Origin of the sequence: Thermogemmatispora carboxidivorans, assembly GCF_000702505.1 — a bacterium.
Lineage (GTDB): Bacteria > Chloroflexota > Ktedonobacteria > Ktedonobacterales > Ktedonobacteraceae > Thermogemmatispora > Thermogemmatispora carboxidivorans.
The window spans coordinates 4,742,582-4,759,000 of sequence record NZ_JNIM01000001.1 but is presented as its reverse complement, the minus strand read 5'-3'; the positions used below and the strand labels follow the sequence as shown (position 1 = coordinate 4,759,000).

Below are 16,419 nucleotides of genomic sequence, written 5' to 3'. Positions count from 1 at the left end.
TCTGTCAGGCAAGATTGCTGCCTGCCTGGCTGGCGACTGATTGAACCGAACTGAGCTGAGAGTGAGCACGAGCCATGAGCAGTAAGGGAGTGACCTATCGCCTGAAGTCGCGCGCTGAGATTGAGGCCATGCGGGCGGCGGGAGAGATCGTCTGGCGGGCCCATCAGGTAGCGGCCTCGCTGGTCAAGCCGGGGGTGAGCACTGCTGAGATCGACGAGGCTGTCGAAACATTTCTGGCTGAGCAAGGGGCGGCGCCGCTCTTCAAAGGGGCTCCCGGGCCAGTTCCCTATCCGGCAACTACCTGTATCTCCCTCAACGAGCAAATCGTCCACGGCATTCCAGGCAAACGTCGTCTCCAAGAGGGAGACGTTGTCAGCATCGACATCGGCTGTCGTCTTGACGGCTGGTGTGGCGACGCCGCGGTGACGCATGCGGTGGGTCAGATCGATGCAGGTGCCAGGCATCTGCTGCAAGTAACCGAGCATGCCCTGCATCTGGCCATTGAGCTACTGGGAGAGAAGTCACGCTGGTCTGAGGTCGCGCGCGCAATGGAGCAGGCTATTCATCAGGCCGGTTTTACCGTATTTGAGCAATTAATTGGGCATGGTATCGGACGAGAAATGTGGGAGCCGCCGCAGGTCCCTAATTTCTACCATCGAGAGATGGATTTTCCCCTCCGGCCCGGTCTGGTCATCGCTGTTGAGCCAATGGTAGGCATGGGCGGCAAGAAGATCCGTATTCTACCCGATCACTGGACCATTGTCACTGCCGACGGCTCGCTCAGTGCCCATTTCGAGCACACCATTGCCCTGACCGAGGACGGTCCCCAGGTCCTGACGACCGGTAGCGGTGGTCTCGTCTGGGGCTGATTGCACTGATTGATGGGCCGGTTGGCTTTATCTCTCTTCTTCTTCTTCGCCGTGAACGCAAGCACTACCTTGCAAAATCAGTTCAGTTCATGGGCTACGGACCCGTCGCCTGTTGGCGAGCAAGCGCAACAAGGAAGGGCTGCCCTATGAGAGAAGCAGCAGGATATGGCGATGTCCGGCGGCAGCGGCAGGCTGCTTCAAAGTGGCTGGCGCTGGCGACCCTCTTTCTCCTGGCTCTTGGCAGTGGCTGCCTTCCCTTGGGAAGTGCCCCACCCCCGCCGACCTCGCCTGCGCTCAGTGCGGCAGCGCAGCAGATGCAGGCGCTGCAGATGTGTGATGAACGGCGTGGCTGGGCCTCAACCCAACGCTCTGTCCTGCGTACCACAGATGGCGGAGTGCACTGGCACGATGTCACGCCTCAGCCCGAAGCTGGCTCCGTGCCGCAGGAACCCGTAGAGCGTATTGTCGCTGCCTATCTGAATGCTCAAACTGCCTGGGTAGCACTGATTTTCCAGGACGGGCCGACGACTCCCGTCTACCGCACCAGCGATGGGGGCCAGAGCTGGCAGCGCACAGATGTGCCGGCTCCTGGGATCGGAGTTGTGCAACTGACCTTTATCGATGCCCTGCACGGCTGGCTTCTGGTCAATCTGGGCATGGCCACCAATGCCGAGGCTGTAGCTATCTGGCGCACCAGCGATGGCGGCGGCCATTGGCAGCGCATCATGCAGGTCTCCGCGGCCCAGGGGCGCACGGCTCAGAGCCTGACAACCCTTCCCTACAGCGGCAACAAGTCGGGGCTGGCCTTTATCGATACCACCACCGGCTGGGCCACCGGCAGTGAGCCGGGTCTCAAGCGGGCCTGGCTCTATGTAACGCACGATGGGGGTCAGAGCTGGCAACCTCAGTCTCTGCCACTGCCCACCGGAAGCGAGAAGGCCCAAATCGCTACCCTGCCACCGCGCTTCTTCTCCAGTCGCGATGGCCTCCTGCCCGTCAATGTCTATGCCGCTGGCAAGGCGAGCCTCTATTTCTACACCACCCACGACGGTGGCAAAACCTGGCGCGCTGGGGCGGCGCTGCCGGCTGCGGTCATTGCCTCGTCCTTTGTCTCAGCCAATGTCGGCTATGCGACCGACCGCACGACCCTCTATGTGACCCACGATGGGGGACAACATTGGAGCCAGCAGCTACCCGCTCGTCCCTTCAGCGACGTCATTCAACTGGATTTCCTGACGGCCAGCACCGGCTGGGCCTTGTGTCTGGCACCTCCGGCCAAAACCCATATTCTGAAGACGAGCGACGGCGGCCAAAGCTGGCAGCAGCTCAATTAAGGCCGGATTAGCCTCTGCTTTCTGGAGGGAAAAAGGAAACTAGCTTCTCTCCTTGTCGGTGGCGTGTCTGGAAAAGGAGCGGCCCATCGCAGCAGGCGATGGGCCGCTCCTTGCCTGTGCGCGCGAAAAAGGAGGAACATGGGAGTCACTGTCTGCTCTCTTCCTCCGGCTGACTGGATCAGGCTGGCAAAGGTTGCAGGGCCCTCGGCCCGGCCTGGTCCGGCCTTGCTGGCAAGCGCTGGCGAGGGGCTTAGCTGCTCAGAGCTGCGTGGCGCTCACGCAGCTTGGCCAGCCGCTCCTCTTGCTCGCTGAGGCGCTCGCGCTCGCGCTCCACCACCTCGGGCTTGGCCCGTTTCACGAACTCCTCGTTAGCGAGTCGCGCCTGGAAGCGGGCAATCTCCTGCTCCGTACGGGCGATCTCCTTATCAAGGCGGGCCAGCTCCTTCTCCACGTCGAACATCCCGGCCAGCGGCAGGTAGATCTCCACTGGTCCAGCCAGCAGGCTCATCGCCCCTTGTGGCTTTGGCTCCAGATGCTCATAGAAGCGCGGCGTCTCTGTACGCGCCAGAAACTCAATCAAGGGCGCCTGCTCGCTGAGGAGGGCCAGCTTCGGACCAGCGGCCAGCAGCACCTGAATGCGGCGGGCCGGCTCCACGCCGAGCTGATTGCGCGCGTCGCGGATGCGCGTGATCAGCTCCTGCAAGAGGGCGAAGTCCTCCTCAGCCTCCTCATCTCTGGCGGCTGCCAGAGCCTGCGGCCAGGGGGCCACGATCAGGGCCGGGGCCGGCCAGCGCTCTGGCTCCGGCTCGCTGAAGCGATAGAGATGCTGCCACACCTCCTCTGTCACAAAGGGCATGAAGGGATGGAGAAGGCGCAGCGCGGTATCGAGCAGGGCGCGCAGGATCGCCGCCGTCGTCTTGCGAGCCTCGGTGTCACCCTGGAGCTGCACCTTGGCGATCTCCAGATACCAGTCGCAGTATTCGGTCCAGAAGAACTCGTGGATGCGGCGACCGGCTTCGCCAAACTGGAACTCCTCAATCAATTGCGTCACATCGCTGATCAGCCGTGAGATGCGGCTCACGATCCAGCGATCGGCCAGGGTGCGGGGGCGGAGGGCCTCCAGGGGAGGCACACCGTCCTCGATCTCTGCGGTCGCTGTCAAGACAAAGCGCGAGGCGTTCCAGATCTTATTGGCGAAATTGCGGTTGCCCACAATGCGCTCGGGCACCAGCCTCATATCATTGCCGGGTGTACTGCTGGTGGCCAGAGTGAAGCGCAGGGCGTCGGTGCCGTACTGATCCATGACATCGATTGGATCGACGACGTTGTTCTTCGACTTGCTCATCTTCTCGCCCTTGGCGGTGCGCACCAGGCCGTGGAGGTAGATGACACGGAAAGGGATCGTCCCCATGAAATGGATGCCGGCCATCACCATGCGCGCCACCCAGAAGAAGATGATGTCGTAGCCTGTCTCCATCACCGAGGTCGGATAGTAGCGGCGGAGATCTGGCGTATCATCGGGCCAGCCGAGCGTACTGAACGGCCACAGCCAGGACGAGAACCAGGTATCGAGCACATCCTCATCCTGATGCAGGCGTTCGCTCTCGCAATGGGGACAGCGCACCACATCCTCGCGGCTGACGATCGTCTCGCCGCAGTCATCGCAGTACCAGACAGGAATGCGATGGCCCCACCAGAGCTGACGCGAGATCGTCCAGTCGTGGATGTTCTCCAGCCAATCACAGTAGATTTTCGTGAAGCGCTCGGGCAGGATGCGAATCTGACCGTACTTGACCGCGTTCAGCGCCGGCGTGGCCAGCGGCTTCATATGGACGAACCACTGCTTCGAGACCAGCGGCTCAATCACCGTATGGCAGCGCTGGCAATGGCCCAGAGGGACCGTGTAATCCTCGATCTTGACGATCAGACCCTCCTGCTGGAGCTGCTCAACCAGCTTCTTGCGCGCCTCAAAGCGATCCAAACCGGCGTAGGGGCCGGCCTCGGGGGTCATCTTGCTATCGAAGCCGATGACCTGCACGCGCGGCAGGCCGTGGCGCTGGCCAATCTCAAAGTCGGTTGGGTCGTGGAAGGGGGTCACCTTGACAGCGCCGGTGCCGAAGCCCATTTCCACGGCCTCATCGGCGATGATCGGGATCTCGCGCCCAATGACCGGCAGAATGGCAGTGCGCCCCACCAGATGCCGATAGCGCTCGTCTCGCGGGTTGACCGCCACCGCCGTATCGCCGAGGATCGTCTCCGGGCGCGTGGTGGCCACACTGATATATTCGGTTGCCTCAACGTTGCTCCCGGCCTCGGGCTTGAGCGGATAGCGCACGTAGGTCAGCTTGCCAGGGGTGTCCTCGTGCTCCACCTCCAGATCAGAGATGGCGCTCATGCAGCGCGGGCACCAGTTAATGATGCGCTCGCCGCGGTAGATCAGGCCCTCCTCGTAGAGGCGCACAAAGACCTCGCGCACGGCGCGCGAGAGGCCCTCGTCCAGGGTAAAGCGCTGACGCGACCAATCGCAGGAGACGCCGAGGCGGCGGTGCTGGTTCTGGATGCGCTTCTTATATTGGCCAACCCACTGCCAGACCCGTTCGAGGAAGACGGCGCGACCCAGACGATGGCGATCGGTTCCCTCCTTGGCCAGCTCACGCTCCACCACGGCCTGTGTGGCGATGCCGGCGTGATCCTCGCCCGGCACCCACAGCGTTTCATCGCCACGCATCCGATGGTAGCGAATCATAATATCCTCGATGGTAGCGGTGAGGGCATGCCCCACATGCAGCACGCCAGTCACGTTCGGTGGCGGCATGCTGATCACAAAGGGAGGCCGCTGCGGATTCGGGCGCGGCTTAAAGTAACCTCCTTCCTCCCAGAAGCGATACCATTTTCCCTCGACCACCTGCGGCTCATAGGCTTTGGGTAGGGCCGCAAGCAACTGCTTTTTCTCTTCGATACTGGCTATCTTCTCCTGCTTAATCATGTTCCCTCCTGCGGTAGTGGGTGAACTCCACTATCATCGCCTGGCTGGACTGCCCTGGCTGCTATGATGAACAGCTGCAACGATGATGATGATAGCAATGATGGCTCAAAGCGTACTCAGGTCAGACGCGGCCAGGCCACTTTTTGTCAGCTCAGACCGCGGCACTGAGAGCGGGCGGGGCCTGGCTGCCTTTGAACTAACCAGGGAGCCCACTATCCCAAGGCGGGGAGTTGGGCGGATCACAGTTCTAACAGAAAACCCTTCCCGCCGTCAAGGACGAGAAGGGTTCATACTCGTGGTACCACCTTGCTTCAGTCAATCGCCCTGCGCTCAGGCTTACACGTGGGCTGCTCTGCCGGCCAGTAAAGACCGCCATCTTGAGCAATGCTGCTGCTCTCCTCCCCTGATCCTGGCAGGGGACGATTGACCCTCATTTGTGCGCTAACGGGCACACCGCAGCAGCTCGCGCGTCCCTTTCAGTATGCTCGTACCGACCTACCGACCGCCCCCTCCGCGATTGCTCTCTCCCTTGCTCAACGCTGCCGGGACCGCGACAAGCTCCCTTATTCAGACTCCCAGGCGACCTTCAGCGCTTGCCATCCGGGGAAGACTTGCAGCCGGTGATCCTCCCTCTCTGCCGGGGCCAGAGCGCCTACTCCTCCTGTTCTGCGTCTGTGTCACTCTCTAGAGCGCGTAGCATGCGCCTTTGTTCGGATTGCTTTTAGTGTAGCAGATCGCGTAGCCAATGTCAAGCCGATAAGCAATCTGTCAGGCAAAGGCTGACTTGCTCATTTCTGGCTCTGGGAGGCCCTGCCCTGGGGAAGAAAGTCTGTGCTCTGCTCTCTCTTTTGCCTGACTCATTGCTGTGGCTGAGAGGGCTGAGAAGACTGGACCGCCGCAGGAGCAAAAGCCTGGACGATCTGCTGCATCAGCCGTGTCTCAGGCACCGCCCCCAAAATCTCCAAGCGGTCGTTGATCACCGTCTTCGGCACTCCCTGGACACGATAGCGCTGGGCCAGATCGACGAACTCGGAAATCTCCACGACATCCGCTGTCACCCGCTCGCTGGCCATCGCCAGCTCATGGGCCAGCAGGGCCATACGTGGGCAGTAAGGGCAGGTTGGCGTGACGAACACCTGAATGTGGAGGTCTTGCTGCAGCGACTGTAACTGTTGCTGCGTCTGGGGACTGAGCGCTGTTTCGCCACGCGACAGCCTGCGGATATCCTCGATCAGCGTACTGAACTCGTAGCCTGCCGGAATACCGAAGAAGCGCAAGCGTCCCTTGGCCTTGCCCTCCAGAAGAAAGGCCGGAATGCGCTCAATCTGGTGCTGCCTGGCCTCGGCCTCATCGCGATAAAAGTCCTTCACCTGAAGATGGATCTTATCCGAGAGGCTGGCCACCTCCTCCAGGACCTCGCGGGTCTCTTTGCAGAACTGGCATTCGTGGCCTGGAATCAGCAGCGGCGACTCGCGCTGCGTGAAGTAGGTAATCGTCACATCTCCATCCAGATCCTTGAAAAGATCGCGGATCTTTTCCTGATCGCTCTCTCCAATCAAAGCCATCGTTCCACCTTCTCTCGTTTACTGATGCTCTCTATTACTCTCTGACGCTGTTGCGCGCCGCAGTCGGCCCAGGAAAGGGCGAGATCCCCTCGCTGTGGGGGAGAGGCCCGCCACATTCTACCGCGTCCAGCGGCGCCTTGCATGCACAACCATATGTCCAGGAAGGCCCAGGGCAGAGGGTGCCGGCAGCTGGCCCGCTCTCGCTCTGCCGTGCCAGGGTCTGCGAGATCGTGGGCTTCACGGATGAGCATGCGTCGCCAGATCCTCCGCCGACGGCTGGGCGGGCTCCTCTGCGGGCTCGGACTCTAGCGGTAGACCACGCGCCTGCCAGGCGGGCACGCCCCCATCGACAGCCAGGACCTCGCGTCCTGTGGCTGCCACCATGCTGGCTGCGATCGAAGCGCGGTGGCCGGAGTGGCAGACGACCGCCAAAGGCGTATGGCGTGGCAGGCTCTCCAAATGTTGGGGGAGGTCGCCGATATGCACGTGGAGCGCGCCCGGAATATGGCCCTGCCGCCACTCGTCATCACGGCGCACATCCAGCACGGTCAGCGAGGGCTGGCTCTTCCAGCGTCGATAGAGCGTATCGATATCGATGCGCTCGAAGCTGCTCGTGGGCAGAGCGGCAGCCTTCCAGGCCGCGATGCCACCCGCCAGGTAGCCCTGAGCCTGCTCATAGCCGATGCGGATCAGCTGCACCACAGCCTCGCGTCGACCCTCCTCGTCCTCGATCAGCAGCAAGAGCGGCGTATTGAAGGGCAGCAGCCAGCCAACGTAAGTGGCGAAGGAGCTATCTAGCTCGATGTTCAAAGAGCCAGGGATATATTCGCGCGCGAACTCTGTGCGGGAACGACCGTCAATCAGCGGTAGACCCTGCTGCAGCCAATGCTGCACTTCCTGGGGGGAGCGCGGCGGCAGCTCCGGCAGCCCGCCCAGGATACGCGGACCCTGCTGATTGATATCATGCATATAGCGGTAATAGTGCGGGTAAGCAGTATAGCTGGCAAGCTGGCGGCGTACGAAGTCGACTTCGTCGCGCGCCTGCACCACGGGGTTGGCCAGACGCTCCTGGCCGATAGTCGTGCTGCGCCTGGCGCCAACAGCGCTCGCCACGCAGAAGGAGCCGGCCCCGTGAGTCGGATAAACCAGCACGCTGTCGGGTAAGGTCTGCAGGAGACGCAGCAGCGAGTGATATTGCTGGCGCGTCAAGGTCAGGGTCAACTCTGGACCGAGCAGGTCGGTGCGGCCTGCGCTGGCGACAAGCATGCTGCCACCACTGAAGAGAGCATAGGGCTGGCTGCTCTCCGGTTGATAAACCAGGTAGCTTGTGTGCTCAGGCGTGTGGCCCGGGGTCGCCAGCGCCTGGAAAGTCAGCTCGCCCACGCGGAAGCGCTCGCCGTCGCGCACCGGCTGGTGAGGGTAAAGCAGATGGGCATCAGCACTGGCGACAATCGTGGCACCTGTGCGCGCCGCCAGCTCACGCCCGCCAGTGACGTAGTCGTTGTGAATGTGCGTCTCCAGAATGTGGGTAATGCGCGCCTGCGAGCGCGCTGCAGCTTCCAGGTAGACGTCAACGTCGCGACGTGGGTCAACCACCGCCGCCTGACCGCTGCGCCCGTCACTGACAAAGTAGGATTGATGCCCCAGACCTTCAATGAAGAACTGTTCGATTTGCATGGTTCTCACCTCACAGCCACCCGCCTGCTGCCAGCCTCGGGGGGGTGGCGCTCGCCCAAGGCTGGGCCGCTCACTCGCTCGCTCGCTCGCTTGCTCGTTCTTCACCCACAGGAGCGGCTGGCCTCTAGTAGTATATCATCTTGAATCGTTATGTCGATATGACCACAGGAGAGTTGAAAAAATGGAGTACGCTGGATCTCCCGTTCTCTGGGGCGGGAGCTGTAGCTGACCTGGTGCGGCGCTCCCTGGTAGGTCCGACGGTTGACCCACTATTCGATAGGTAGCCCATGCAGGCGCCAGCTCGTGATCCCGCCTTTGATATTGACGACGCGCGAGAGGCCCAAACGTTGAAGCAGCCTGGCTGCCTGAGCGCTGCGGTGACCACTCAGGCAGATCAGCAGCACCTCGCGATCGCGCGGTACCTCGTTGACGCGGGCAGCCAGTTGTCCGAGGGGAATATTGACAGCGCGCGGCGCATGGCCGCTGCGATATTCCCACGGCTCGCGCACATCTATCAAGACAGTCTCGCCATCCGCGCGCGCCAGGCGCTCCCAGGCTTCGCGGACAGCAATCGTCGGCACGGTCTGCGCTTCTTCAGCGCGTCGTAGGAAGCGTTCAAACATTGGCTTTGCTCTCTCTTTCGCTCGCTTTCAGGGAAGGCGGTCTGTCTTTCGTGGCCTTCGCTCTCCTTGACTTTCCTTTCTAATTATATTACTATATAGTCATTAAGTCAAGTGGTTGGCGATGGATTTTCACCCGTTGACCAGTACTCGCAGCGAGAAAGGAGAGCATCTTGACAAAGGAGAGACTGCAGCCGGTTCAAGGAAGGGAGGAGCGGCAGCCGCTTGACCCCGAGAGCGCAACGCGCTGGAAGCAGATCAGCAGCGAAGGAGGCTTTCCCGATCCGCTGCTTGAGCTTATTGCGGCGCGCTTCCGTCTCCTGGGGGAGCCACTGCGTCTCAAGCTCCTGGCGGCCCTCACGGGGGGTGAGCGCAGTGTTGGCGAGCTGGTTGCCCTGACGGGGGCCAGCCAGCCGAATGTTTCGAAGCATCTGGCAGCCCTCATGCAGGGAGGACTAGTCAAGCGGCGCAAGGTTGGCACCAGCATTTACTATGCCCTGGCCGACCCTAGTGTCCTGACCCTGTGTGACATTGTCTGTGCTGGCGTCCAGGAGCGTTTTACGACGCTGGCCCAAACTCTCCAGCTTGGGTCAGGGTTGACCCTGGAGGAGCAGCCGATAGAGGAGGGCGAGGCCGCCGGCCCGGACCTCCGTCTGCGTCAGTAGAGCCGGGCGCTCGCAGCCAGCCCAGTCCGCCGTTGCTATGCGGCCCTTGCCTTCTCCTCTCGCCTGCTGCCCGGTCTGCGCTTCCGTTCGCTGGCTTGCTGCCTGCGCGTGTGCGCGAGAGAGCAGAAAAACGTCCATCTGGTAGCTGTGTCTACAGCGGTCAAGCGGAGCGGACCGACGAGCAGCAGGTCGACAAATGTGTCAATCGCTGCTGCGATAATAGTGTAAACAGAAAAGGAGGGAGAAAAGCGATGGCGACCTATGGTTTTGGTACTACGCTCTCTGTACCGTATGAGCAGGCTATTGAGCGTGTCAAGGAGGCCCTCAAGGCGGAGGGCTTTGGGGTCCTGACTGAGATTGACGTGCGGCGCACGCTGCGCGACAAGCTCGGGCTGGAGACTGTCCCCTACGTCATTCTGGGGGCCTGCAATCCCCACCTGGCTCAGCGGGCCCTGGAGATCGAACCGGAGATCGGCCTCCTGCTGCCCTGCAATGTCGTCGTGCGCGCCGTTGCTGACGGCAGTCGGGTCGAGATCGCCGATCCCCAGGCCATGCTGGCGGTGAGCGGCAACGCGCAGCTCGCACAGATCGCGCAGGAGGCGAGAGGGCGGCTACAGCGTGCCCTCGCTGCACTTGCTCCACTCAGCGCTCCTTCCGCATAATGGCTTGCCGCACGTGCTCTGATATCCTATAATGAGGGGAGTGTTCCGCAGTGAGCATATCGTCATAACCATTGCCACGGAAGCGAACTGGGCCAGGCTGAGGAGAAGTATGCCAACACCACAGCAATTGATGCCGGGGCCGACGCCGCTTTATCACCAGCTCAAGCAGATTCTGCGTGGCGGGATTGAGCGCGGCGTTTATCGTCCTGGTGATCGCCTACCGACCGAGCAGGAGCTGATGCAAACGTACGGAGTCAGCCGCATTACCGTGCGTCAGGCCCTCAACGAATTGGAAGACGAGGGCCTGGTCGTGCGGCGTCATGGGAAAGGTACCTATGTAGCCGAGCAGCGCGTCGAGCAGAGCCTTGTCCGTCTGACCGATTTTGTCGAGGACATGGAGCTAGCTGGCCTTGAGCCATCCTCGCGTGTTCTGGCCTTCCAGCGCGAGGCGGCCAGCCGGGCGGTGGCCAGCGCCTTGGGCCTGCGCGAGGGCGAGGAGGTGATGCGCCTCGATCGTCTGCGCCTGGCCAATGGCCGGCCTATGGCTTTCGATGTGACCTGGCTACCGATGCGTTTTGGCGTACTCTTGCCCGAGGAGGAGCTGGGCCGCGAGACGATCTATCACCTGCTAGAGTCGCGCTATGGCATCCCCATTGAGGCAGGGACCTTTGAGATCACGGCGGCCAATGCTACGCCCGAGCAGGCCCGCCTGCTGGAGGTGCCGGTGGGTGCCGCGCTGTTACTGATCCGTCGCCTCTCTTGCACGGGGGGGAATGCCCCTATTTACATACAGGAGCGCTACTATCGGCCTGATCGTGTCAGCTATCGGCTCTGCCTGCTGCGGCGCGGGGGAGCAGGAAGTCGCCCGCCGACTATCAGCGAGCTGCGCCCGATTTTCGCCGAGACCGGTAGCCCGCCGACCGAGGCTGAAGAAGGCAATCTGGCCGCAGGCTCGGTCGAGCGCGGCGAGGACCAGCACCGCGCTGGGCCAGCAGAGGGGTGAGCGGCTCGCTTCTGGAGAGAAGCGATGGCCCCCAAAAAAACAGGCAGGCCAGCGCCGGCAAAAAGAAGAGCCACAGAAGCACTGACTTCTGTGGCTCACTTCTTGTGAGGCTCCTCGAGCAGGATTCGAACCTGCAACCCACCGGTTAACAGCCGGTTGCTCTACCGTTGAGCTATCGAGGAATGTGGCTCTCACAACGGCTTGCGACACTATTATAACGCGGGTGGCTCAATTAGTCAACACCCTTTTTTCGGGAGCGAGAGAACCTGGCCAGAGCTGCCTGAGCCTGCTGGCTGGTGTCAGCCTGGCGGCAGGCTCCTGAGCAAGATCTGCCCTATGAGCGTGGTTACGTAGACAACCAAAGGGCTGGCTGGCAGATCTCCTGCCTCAGCGCTGGTTGGCGGTCTGTGAAGCCGGAAGCGGTCCCTGATCCTGGGGAGTCATGGCTGGATCGTTTCTCCCCTGGCGGATCACCAGACCCGAGATGATCGCGCCGATGACGAAGGCCGCGGCAACTGTCAGGAGCGAGCCGAGCCAACCTGGCTTTATGACCATCAGGAAGAGGATGCCGATGGCCAGGATCGAGTTTGTGATCGTCGTAGTCCAGGGTAGCGGATGCGTCAGGATCTGGCGCAGCTCTGGGCTAACCGGTCCTGCTCCGGAGCCTGCCAGCAGAGCGCCGAGGCGGTGCCCATGAGTGCTATTGACGTGAGCGGTCGCCAGGCCAGCGAGCAGAAAGAGAACCAGCGAGACATCGAGCCAGGCGTGGCTCCAGCCCCAGGACCCCAGCAACAAGGCCAGGCCAGCGAAAAAGATGAGCAAGGACGCCAGCGGCATAAATCTCCCTAGGGGCCGGAGCATGCTGCTCCAGAGACGGACAGCCTCTACGCTCTGGGCCTGGCGTGCTCTCAGCATGCCAATCAACTGTACGGCTATCCCCATGAAGAGGCCGAGGGTGCCCAGAATATGCAAGAAGAGTACGAGATGGTACCAGTCGATCATGTGAAAGTCTCTCTTTCTTGACTACTCCACTTCTAGTGATTTCAGATCAGTCAGAGTTACTGGCCTTTCCTGGTCTCTGTGCCAGCCATTCTACCGAGAGATGGCTCCTGTGGCCAGGCACAATTTCACAGATCTTTTATTGCTTTCTTAACACTGCTGAAACGTGAGAGTTTTGATAGCTGCTCAAGGGGCTTGTCTATTCTCCTGCTCGCCCGCCTCTGGTGAGAGGCCTTACGGTCCCCTCACAAAAGAGCCTGAGCCTTTTCTCGATTGCCCGGCGGCGTTGCAACTTTGCCTCTCAGGTGTTCTACTATTTCTCAGGACAGAGCGGATACGGTATTCTCCGCAAAAAAGTTCAGGTTCTCCCCCGATTGCAGGGGCCTGGGATTGCGCTAGAGTATAGGGTGTTGAGAGCACATCTGAGAGACCTGAGAGATCGGATAGCTGATTTTGCCAAGAGGAGTGCGATGGAGAAGCAGATATTGCGCTACTGTACTGCGGCGCGCTGGCCGTTAGCGCTGAGTGTCCTGGCGGGCCTGCTGGCGCTCCTGGCCACTGTGGGGCAGATGGCCTTGCTCAGCTGGGTTATCGCGCGTGTCTTTCTTGGCCATGCTGATCTGCAGCAGGTCGGGCCAGCCCTCATAGCCCTGCTCGTGATCATCGGCTTGCGGGCTGCTCTCGTCTGGCTGCGCGAATTCAGCGCGCGTCGGGCTGGCAGTCGGGTCAAAAGCGAGATGCGGCGCCGTCTCTTTGCGCATCTGCTGCGTCTAGGTCCTCTCTTCGTACGCGGCGAGCGCAGTGGAGAGCTGGTTGCCATCCTCAATGAGGGCTGCGAGCGCCTGGAGACCTATGTGGCTCGCTACCTGCCGCAGACCGTCTGGAGCCTGGTTATCCCGCTCCTCTTGTTGGTCATTATCTGGCCGCTGGATCATCTCAGCGCCATGCTCTTGCTGATCACTGGCCCTGTCATCCCCATCCTGATGATTGCGGTGGGGAGCTATTCCCAGAAACATATTCAGCGCCAATGGACGACCCTGGCGCGGCTGAGCGCGCACTTTCTCGATACCATCCAGGGACTGCTGACCCTTCATCTCTTTGGTCGCAGCGGCGCCCAGGAAGCGCACGTGGCCCGACTGAGTGATGAATATCGTCGTCGCACTCTCAAAGTACTGCGCTACGCCTTTCTCTCGGGCGCAGTCCTGGAATTCATGACCATGCTGGCTATTGGTCTGATTGCTGTCTTTCTGGGTGTGCGTCTGATCAATCGCGAGATACCCTTTGAACAAGCTTTTCTTGTCTTATTACTCATTCCTGAATTCTATCGACCGCTACGTGAATTGGGCACGCAATATCATGCCGGCATGGAGGGGCGAGTTGCGGCCAGACGCATGCGAGAGATCCTGGCTGCTATGCCGCCGGTCAGCGAACCGGGCGAAGCCATTGCGCCGTCGTGGTCTGCTGCTCCCTTGACGATCACCTGTGAGCACGTGACCTGTCGCTATGCTGGGAGCGAGCGCCCGGCCCTGCAAAATGTGAGCTTTACCCTGCCTGCGGGTGCCTGCACGGCTCTGGTTGGCCGCAGCGGCGCGGGCAAGAGCACGCTGGTCAATCTGTTACTGCGCTTCATGGAGATCGAGAGTGGGGCCATCCTGGTTAATGGCTTATCTCTGGATCGCCTGCCGGCGGATCTCTGGCGGGAGTACGTAGCGCTGGTGCCGCAGCGTCCCTACCTCTTTAGTGGCAGCGTGCGCGACAACATTCGTCTGGCGCGACCTGGGGCCAGCGACGCGGAGGTGGAGCGTGCTGCCGAACTGGCGGGCGCGGCGGACTTCATTCGTGAGCTGCCGGCGGGCTATGACACCGAGGTGGGCGAGCAAGGTCTGCGGCTGAGTGCCGGTCAGCTTCAGCGTCTCGCCCTGGCGCGGGCTTTCTTAAAGCAGGCGCCGCTCCTGATCCTGGATGAGCCAAGCTCTAGCCTTGATCCTGAGAGTGAGGCCCTGTTGAGTGCGGCTCTGGCTCGCCTGCGCCGTCAGTGCACGGTTCTAGTCATTGCCCATCGCATCAACACGGTGGCCGCTGCCGATCAGGTCCTTGTCCTTGACAGTGGACACCTAGTCGAATCTGGCCAGCCTGCGGCCCTGCTGCAGCAGTCCACGAGCGCCTATGCGCAATTGATGACGGCCCGGCTGCAGGAAGCCGGAGCCGTGCCCGAGAAGGAGGCCGAGGCCCTATGACCAGCAAACGATCAACAACGAGAACGGCCTGGCGCCTGTTGGCCTTTCTCCGTCCCTTTACGCTGCAGATCGTTGTGACAGTCCTCTTGGGCGGAGTCATGGTCGTGGCCAGTATGCTCTTGTTGAGCATGGCCGCCTACCTGATCGCCGGGGCAGCCATCGTGGCCATGATCGTCCTGCTGAGCATCCCAATTGCGATCGTGCGCTTGATGGGCCTGGTGCGGGCTGCCGCTCGCTATGGCGAGCGTTTGCTCTCGCATAACGTCACCTTCCGCCTGCTGGCGCATCTGCGGGTGACTGTTTATCGCCGACTGGCCCCGCTGGCACCGGCGCGCCTCTGGCAGTGGCGCAGCGGCGATGTGCTGGCGCGTCTGGTCTCCGACGTTGACGAACTCCAGAATCTCTACCTGCGCGTAGTGGCGCCGGTGCTGGTGGCGGCACTGGTCACGGTCATTACCTGCTGGCTCCTGGCGATTTTCAATACGGTCCTGGCCCTGGCGGCCCTCTTCTTCCTGCTCATCAGCGGCCTGGGGTTGCCATTGCTGGCCCTCCGTCTGACGCGTGGCCTGGGACGTGAGCAGTTGGCGCTGCGTGGTCGGGTGAACGTCCACCTCGTGGAAAGCCTGCAAGGGATGAGCGACCTGCTGGCCTATGGTCAGGCAGAGCAGCGGCGCGAGCAGCTGGCCGCCTGGGAGAGGCGGCTCGACCGGCTTCAGCAGCGGCTGGCCGTGGCTGGTGGCCTGCAAGAAGGGCTGCAGGAGCTGCTCACGGGCCTGGCGGTCTGGTCAGTCTTGCTGCTCGCCATTCCTCTGGCGGCGACCAGCCAGATCAATAGCGTCTACCTGGGCTTTCTGGCCATGCTGGTGCTGGCAGCTTTTGAAGCCATCACGCCGCTGGCTCAAGCCTTCGGGCAGCTTGGCCACTCGCTGGCCGCCGGCGAGCGCCTCTTTCGGATCATCGATACCCCGCCCGCCGTCAGCGATCCTGGGCAGCCGCTGCCTGTCCCGACCAGCAGATCGCTGGAGCTAGCCTTTGAGAACGTCACCTTTCGCTACGAAGAGGCAGGGCATCAGCTCACCCTGGCGCACATCTCCTTCTGTGTCCCGGCTGGCGCGCGCGTGGCGATCGTTGGTCCCAGCGGCGCCGGCAAAAGTACCCTGCTCCGCCTGGCCTTGCGCTTCTGGGACCCGCAAGAGGGGCGCATCCTGCTCGCGGGCCAGGACATTCGGGGTTTTGGGCTGGCTGATCTGCGCCGCCTGATGGGCGTCGTGACGCAGGAGACCTACCTTTTCAACGACACCATTCGTGGCAATCTCCGTCTGGCTGCGCCCTCCGCTACCGAAGAGCAGCTCTGGCGCGTCCTGGAGGTGGCTCAGCTTGACGATTTCGTGCGCCAGTTGCCCGCCGGCCTCGACACCTGGGTCGGCGAGCAGGGCCTCAAGCTGTCGGGCGGCGAACGCCAGCGCCTGGCCATTGCTCGCGCCCTGCTCAAGGATGCGCCGCTGCTCTTGCTCGATGAAGTTACCGCAAACCTGGACCGTCTTACCGAGCAGGCCCTGTTTGAGGCGCTGGATAGATTGATGCAAGGTCGCACAACGCTGCTCGTAACCCATCGTCTCCTGCACATGGAGCGCATGGATGAAATTCTCGTCCTGGATGGAGGGCGCATTGTCGAGCGGGGCAGACACGAGCAACTGCTGGCGCAAGGCGGCCTCTATCGACGTTTGTGGGAAGTGCAAAACGCCCTGTTGCCTGTGGCCTGAGTGAGCCGTACGCCATCCTGGCTGGCTGTGGGTTCCAGC

The 16,419-nt window shown here is 61.7% G+C and carries 12 protein-coding genes and 1 tRNA gene; 7 read left to right on the top strand and 6 right to left on the bottom strand.

Going from position 1 to position 16,419, the window contains the following annotated elements; genetic code table 11:
- The first annotated feature begins 74 nt into the window (after positions 1-74).
- Together map and N688_RS18835 are read left to right on the top strand one after the other, a co-directional pair.
- Positions 75-869: a type I methionyl aminopeptidase gene (gene map, locus N688_RS18840; RefSeq protein WP_052890720.1), complete on the top strand. Its 795-nt coding sequence runs from the start codon at positions 75-77 to the stop codon at positions 867-869.
- Positions 870-1,015: 146 nt separating this feature from the next.
- Positions 1,016-2,203: a VPS10 domain-containing protein gene (locus tag N688_RS18835; protein WP_052890719.1), complete on the top strand. Its 1,188-nt coding sequence runs from the start codon at positions 1,016-1,018 to the stop codon at positions 2,201-2,203.
- A gap of 250 nt (positions 2,204-2,453) precedes the next feature.
- Here N688_RS18835 and N688_RS18830 read toward each other — a convergent pair whose 3' ends face one another.
- The 4 genes from N688_RS18830 to N688_RS18810 all read right to left on the bottom strand — a co-directional run bounded on the left by N688_RS18830 (position 2,454) and on the right by N688_RS18810 (position 9,054).
- Positions 2,454-5,189, bottom strand: a complete 2,736-nt coding sequence (locus N688_RS18830) for a valine--tRNA ligase (RefSeq protein ID WP_052890718.1) — start codon at positions 5,187-5,189, stop codon at positions 2,454-2,456.
- A gap of 857 nt (positions 5,190-6,046) precedes the next feature.
- The gene (pdo, locus tag N688_RS18825; protein ID WP_052890717.1) at positions 6,047-6,754 is read right to left on the bottom strand and encodes a protein disulfide oxidoreductase; all 708 of its coding nucleotides are present in this window, start codon (positions 6,752-6,754) and stop codon (positions 6,047-6,049) included.
- Between the two features lie 237 nt (positions 6,755-6,991).
- The gene (locus N688_RS18815; protein ID WP_052890715.1) at positions 6,992-8,431 is read right to left on the bottom strand and encodes an MBL fold metallo-hydrolase; all 1,440 of its coding nucleotides are present in this window, start codon (positions 8,429-8,431) and stop codon (positions 6,992-6,994) included.
- Between the two features lie 269 nt (positions 8,432-8,700).
- The gene (locus tag N688_RS18810) at positions 8,701-9,054 is read right to left on the bottom strand and encodes a rhodanese-like domain-containing protein (protein WP_081839009.1); all 354 of its coding nucleotides are present in this window, start codon (positions 9,052-9,054) and stop codon (positions 8,701-8,703) included.
- 170 nt (positions 9,055-9,224) lie between these two features.
- Here N688_RS18810 and N688_RS18805 point away from each other — a divergent pair, with 170 nt between their 5' ends.
- The 3 genes from N688_RS18805 to N688_RS18795 all read left to right on the top strand — a co-directional run bounded on the left by N688_RS18805 (position 9,225) and on the right by N688_RS18795 (position 11,381).
- The gene (locus N688_RS18805) at positions 9,225-9,716 is read left to right on the top strand and encodes an ArsR/SmtB family transcription factor (protein ID WP_202901970.1); all 492 of its coding nucleotides are present in this window, start codon (positions 9,225-9,227) and stop codon (positions 9,714-9,716) included.
- Between the two features lie 251 nt (positions 9,717-9,967).
- Complete coding sequence (locus tag N688_RS18800; RefSeq protein WP_052890714.1) at positions 9,968-10,378, top strand: DUF302 domain-containing protein; 411 nt, start codon at positions 9,968-9,970, stop codon at positions 10,376-10,378.
- 109 nt (positions 10,379-10,487) lie between these two features.
- The gene (locus N688_RS18795) at positions 10,488-11,381 is read left to right on the top strand and encodes a GntR family transcriptional regulator (RefSeq protein ID WP_081839008.1); all 894 of its coding nucleotides are present in this window, start codon (positions 10,488-10,490) and stop codon (positions 11,379-11,381) included.
- 110 nt (positions 11,382-11,491) lie between these two features.
- Here the strand turns inward: N688_RS18795 and N688_RS18790 are convergent.
- Positions 11,492-11,563: transfer RNA gene (locus tag N688_RS18790), tRNA-Asn, on the bottom strand.
- A gap of 205 nt (positions 11,564-11,768) precedes the next feature.
- Positions 11,769-12,383, bottom strand: coding sequence for a DUF2269 family protein (locus tag N688_RS18785; protein ID WP_052890713.1), 615 nt, complete (start codon positions 12,381-12,383; stop codon positions 11,769-11,771).
- 467 nt (positions 12,384-12,850) lie between these two features.
- Here N688_RS18785 and cydD point away from each other — a divergent pair, with 467 nt between their 5' ends.
- Complete coding sequence (cydD, locus tag N688_RS18780) at positions 12,851-14,617, top strand: thiol reductant ABC exporter subunit CydD (protein ID WP_081839007.1); 1,767 nt, start codon at positions 12,851-12,853, stop codon at positions 14,615-14,617.
- Positions 14,614-16,380, top strand: coding sequence for a thiol reductant ABC exporter subunit CydC (gene cydC / locus N688_RS18775; protein WP_081839006.1), 1,767 nt, complete (start codon positions 14,614-14,616; stop codon positions 16,378-16,380). The genes cydD and cydC overlap by 4 nt, the downstream gene beginning before the upstream one ends.
- Positions 16,381-16,419 lie beyond the last annotated feature (39 nt).

Bases quoted from the DNA above. Each gene is read 5' to 3' on its own strand.
- map (WP_052890720.1), top strand. From the start codon at position 75: ATGAGCAGTAAGGGAGTGACCTATCGCCTGAAGTCGCGCGCTGAGATT.
- N688_RS18835 (WP_052890719.1), top strand. From the start codon at position 1,016: ATGAGAGAAGCAGCAGGATATGGCGATGTCCGGCGGCAGCGGCAGGCT.
- N688_RS18830 (WP_052890718.1), bottom strand. From the start codon at position 5,189: ATGATTAAGCAGGAGAAGATAGCCAGTATCGAAGAGAAAAAGCAGTTG.
- pdo (WP_052890717.1), bottom strand. From the start codon at position 6,754: ATGGCTTTGATTGGAGAGAGCGATCAGGAAAAGATCCGCGATCTTTTC.
- N688_RS18815 (WP_052890715.1), bottom strand. From the start codon at position 8,431: ATGCAAATCGAACAGTTCTTCATTGAAGGTCTGGGGCATCAATCCTAC.
- N688_RS18810 (WP_081839009.1), bottom strand. From the start codon at position 9,054: ATGTTTGAACGCTTCCTACGACGCGCTGAAGAAGCGCAGACCGTGCCG.
- N688_RS18800 (WP_052890714.1), top strand. From the start codon at position 9,968: ATGGCGACCTATGGTTTTGGTACTACGCTCTCTGTACCGTATGAGCAG.
- N688_RS18795 (WP_081839008.1), top strand. From the start codon at position 10,488: ATGCCAACACCACAGCAATTGATGCCGGGGCCGACGCCGCTTTATCAC.
- N688_RS18785 (WP_052890713.1), bottom strand. From the start codon at position 12,383: ATGATCGACTGGTACCATCTCGTACTCTTCTTGCATATTCTGGGCACC.
- cydD (WP_081839007.1), top strand. From the start codon at position 12,851: ATGGAGAAGCAGATATTGCGCTACTGTACTGCGGCGCGCTGGCCGTTA.
- cydC (WP_081839006.1), top strand. From the start codon at position 14,614: ATGACCAGCAAACGATCAACAACGAGAACGGCCTGGCGCCTGTTGGCC.